3 protein-coding genes are annotated in these 3,291 nt (G+C 71.0%); 2 read left to right on the top strand and 1 reads right to left on the bottom strand.

The window, feature by feature from the left end; genetic code table 11:
* Positions 1–151: 151 nt before the first annotated feature.
* Both DD1DGNOD_RS04870 and DD1DGNOD_RS04865 read left to right on the top strand, forming a co-directional pair.
* Positions 152–772 carry a DUF6758 family protein gene (locus DD1DGNOD_RS04870; RefSeq protein WP_131765428.1) on the top strand — a complete coding sequence of 207 codons (621 nt, stop codon included), beginning with the start codon at positions 152–154 and terminating at the stop codon, positions 770–772.
* Between the two features lie 157 nt (positions 773–929).
* Positions 930–1,853 carry a diacylglycerol/lipid kinase family protein gene (locus DD1DGNOD_RS04865; protein WP_131765427.1) on the top strand — a complete coding sequence of 308 codons (924 nt, stop codon included), beginning with the start codon at positions 930–932 and terminating at the stop codon, positions 1,851–1,853.
* An 88-nt stretch (positions 1,854–1,941) separates the two neighbouring features.
* Here DD1DGNOD_RS04865 and DD1DGNOD_RS04860 read toward each other — a convergent pair.
* A partial coding sequence (locus tag DD1DGNOD_RS04860; protein WP_241255468.1) for an alkaline phosphatase D family protein occupies positions 1,942–3,291 on the bottom strand: 1,350 nt, incomplete at its 5' end.

Below are 3,291 nucleotides of genomic sequence, written 5' to 3'. Positions count from 1 at the left end.
CGCTGATGCCGCCCGATCAGGCAATACCCGGCTCGGGCGAGGTGAAGCGTCCGTAGTCCACCCGGAACGGGTTTGACGAACGAAAGCAAAGGGAAGTGACCACAGCTGTGAAACTGTCGTCGAGTGGTGTGTATCACCGGGGAGCCCACCGGTGACGACATCTCCTGCCTGTCCCCGGTGCCTGCGAACACTTCGTCCGCCTGATCTGTGGAGCAGCCAGTGGCGGTGCGAGGAGCACGGGGAGGTCGCCCCATACCGGGTCGCGGCATCATCCCGGGAACAGGCGCTGCTTTTCCTGGCGCACGCGGCCACGGCGCCGGTCTGGGTCCCCTGGCCGATGCCGGTGCACTGGTTCGGCAGCGGGGTCGCCTGGGCCGGCGACGAGCGCACAGGGCCTCGGGCCACCGCGTTCGCGGCCGGTGGGCCGTCTCCGCTCGGCGGGCCGGCCGAGATGGTCATCATCGCCGAGGAACCCGGAACGGGCCTCGGAGCGCGGCTCGCGGGACTGCCCGGTACGGATCCGGAACGCATCGGTGACAAACCCGAGGAGAAGATCGAGGCGGCCGGACACCCGACCGCCCTGTGGCCGGTGCTCTGCCCGCCCGATCGGGCGGTATTCGTCGGTGAAGCCTGCGGGGTGTGGCTGTGGGTTGTGCTCTGGCCGGCTGACGCGGCCACGCTCCTGCTGGAACACCTCGTCCTCTGGGATCTGCGCACCACCGAAACACTTGCCACCTGCCTTCTGTTCGGTGCCGAAAGCACCCATCTTTAAAGCGGTCTCGTAAGCTCACCGGCGGTGAGTCGACCGATCGCCGAGAGCCGAGAACCCGGGACCGGAAGGTCCGCCGGCCGATCGCCGGCGCCGGCAACGATCGGTCATCTCTGTGCGCGTGCCGGGACGGGACCGGGAACGAGAAGGGCTGGCAGGGATGACGAAGCCTGTGACGGACGCTCCGCCGGCGGCGGAGGTGGACCCGCGGCGGCTGCTGCTCATCGTCAACCCGCATGCCGGTGGTGGACGAGGTGCGCGGACGCTGCCGGACGTGTCCGCGGCGCTGCGGCGCTGGGCGTCGGACGTGCGGGTCGAGCGGACCCGCGACATCGACCATGCCGCGGATCTCGCCGGGCAGGCCGTGGCCGACGGGCGGGTGGCGGTCGCGCTCGGCGGGGACGGCCTCGCCGGCCGGGTCGCCGAAACCGTGGCGCACCTGGGCGGGCTGCTCGCCGTGCTGCCCGGGGGGCGCGGCAACGACTTCCTGCGCGCCGTCGGCGCCTGCCGGGATCCTGTGATCGCCGCTACCGCCCTGGCCAGCAGCGTCGAGCGCCGCATCGACCTGGCCGAGGCCAACGGGCGGGCCTACCTCGGCATCGCCAGCGTCGGCTTCGACTCGGACGTCCAGGTGATCGCCAATCGGACCCGGTTCGTCCGCGGCCAGCAGGTCTACACCTACGGTGCGTTGCGCGCGGCAGCCGCATGGAAACCGGCCCGGTTCACCGTGGAGATCGACGACGACGCCCCGCGCGAACTCGTCGGCTGGACGGTGGCGGCGGCGAACTCGGCCTACTACGGCGGCGGGATGCGCCTGGCACCCGACGCAAGGCTCGACGACGGGCTGCTCGACGTCGTGCTGCTGTCACAGTGCGGCAAGGTCACTTTCCTGTCGACGTTCCCGAAGGTGTTCTCCGGACGCCATGTGGACTCCGCGCACGTCGAGGTGCGCCCGGCACGCAGCATCCGGGTGGACGCAGACCGGCCGTTCCAGCTCTACGCCGACGGCGACCCGATCGCGGACCTGCCCGCCCGGATCGTCCTACGACCGGGCCTGCTGCGCTTTCTCGCGCCACCGCCCTGACCCGACCGGCCGACACCCGGGCCAGGCCGGACCGCCCCGACGAGCTGCCCCGACGAGCCGGAGCGCCCTCGCCCCGCTCAGGCTCAGCTCAGGCCGGCTGGGCGCCGGGGCGGCCGTCCTCGACCACCCAGGTGGCGTCGGTGCTGACCGGCGCGTCCCGCCGGTCGATCGTCTCGGCGACGCGCATCTCGGCCCGCCACTGCTGGGGGGTGACCCGGATGCGGGTGTAGCCGCGCTTGTCCCCGCGGAAGTACCGCACGTGCGGGTTGAGCAGCCGGTTGTTCTGCCGGACGAACTCCTCGTTGACCAGGAAGAACCCCGAGCTGATGGACGTGCAGACGAACTCGGTGCCGATCACCGGCGTCTCCGGCCGGTTGAAGTCGACCCGGAGGTCGTTCACCCACGCGCAGTGGATGTCACCGGAGAGCACCACGGGGTTGCGCGCCCGACTGTCCCGGACGGCGGACAGCAGCCGGGTGCGGTACGGCACGTAGCCGTCGTTCTGGTCGAGGTTGGCAAGCACGTCACCGGCACCGGGAACGATCTGCCCGTGCAGCTGGGCCATCATCGTCTGCTGGGCGATCACGTTCCACCGGGTGGACGACGCGCGCAGACCGTCGGCCAGCCAGGCCTCCTGCTCGGGGCCGGCCATCGTCCCGGCGGTGTTGTTCTCCCCCAGCGACGCCCTGCCGACGTCCTGTGACACCCGGCCGGGCTGCGGGGTCCGGTACTGCCGGGTGTCCATCACGTTGAGGGTGAGCAGGTCACCGAAGGTGAACCGGCGGTACAGCTTCAGGTCCGGCGAGCCGGGGACGTAGCTGACCCGGATCGGCATGTGCTCGTAGTACGCCTGGTAGGCGGCGGCCCGCTGCCGGGCGAACGCCGCCGGATCCAGGTGCTTGTCCCCAGTGTCGCCGGACTCGTCGGTGAGGCCCACGTAGTTGTTCTCGGTCTCGTGATCGTCCCAGGTGACCACCCAGGCCGCGGCGGCATGGGCAGCCTGCAGGGCGGGATCTGTCTTGTACTGTGCGTGGCGGTTGCGATAGTCGTCGAGGGTCCGGAGCTGGTTGAGCCCGGGTGTGGCCGGAGTGGTGTGGCGGCGATCCGGGAAACGGCTGTCCGGGTCGTACTCGTAGATGTAGTCGCCGACGTGGACGACAAGATCGAGGTCGTCGGCGGCGATCGCGTTGTACGCCGGCCAGTAGCCGTTCTGGAAGTCCTGGCAGCTTGCCAGCGCGAAGCTCAGGCTCGCCGCCGCCGCCGAGGTGGCCGGTGCGCTGCGGGTCCGGCCGACCGGGCTCAGCACGGTGCCGGCCCGGAACCGGTAGAAGTACACCCGGCCCGGTTGCAGGCCGCGGACGTCGACGTGCACCGAGTGCGCCAACGCCGGCGTGGCGTTCTGCGTCCCGACCGCGACGACGTCGGTGAAGCGTTCGTC

Origin of the sequence: Candidatus Protofrankia californiensis (assembly GCF_900634765.1) — a bacterium.
Lineage (GTDB): Bacteria > Actinomycetota > Actinomycetes > Frankiales > Frankiaceae > Protofrankia > Protofrankia californiensis.
Note: the sequence above shows the minus strand (reverse complement) of the source record. Positions and strands in the feature narration are given on the sequence as shown.